Genomic DNA, 367 nt, shown 5'->3' on the forward strand with positions numbered 1-367 from the left:
GTCGAACCTATTGGTGATCTCGTTTCTGAATGTTTTTACGCTAAAGATATGGGTAAATTGCATACAGGTCGCGGAGCCTCTCCTGAATGGTATCAGAAACTACCTAGCCCTTGGAATAAGTCAGTTACTTGGATTGACAGTTCAAGCGCATGTGCAAATGGTGGTGAAAAACAAAAAGGAAATGGACGCTATTATAACCCCCGAGAGATTCAAATTTTACTAGAAGCATTACAGACCTTAGCTGACGATGACACGATAGATCAATTAGAAAACACCATCACAGCAGAACAGCCTTATCCAATAGGTATTATTACTATGTATAGGCAGCAAAAAGAGGAAATTGAAAACGCAATTAGCCGTGCAGAAT

Annotated in this window: 1 protein-coding gene; it reads left to right on the forward strand. The window is 40.1% G+C overall.

Features of this window, described 5'->3' with window-relative positions; all coding sequences use genetic code 11:
* A partial coding sequence (locus AB4512_RS23795; RefSeq protein ID WP_372175972.1) for an AAA domain-containing protein occupies positions 1–367 on the forward strand: 367 nt, incomplete at both ends.

This window comes from Vibrio sp. 10N.222.52.B7, assembly GCF_041474275.1.
In the GTDB taxonomy this organism is placed as follows: domain Bacteria; phylum Pseudomonadota; class Gammaproteobacteria; order Enterobacterales; family Vibrionaceae; genus Vibrio; species Vibrio crassostreae_C.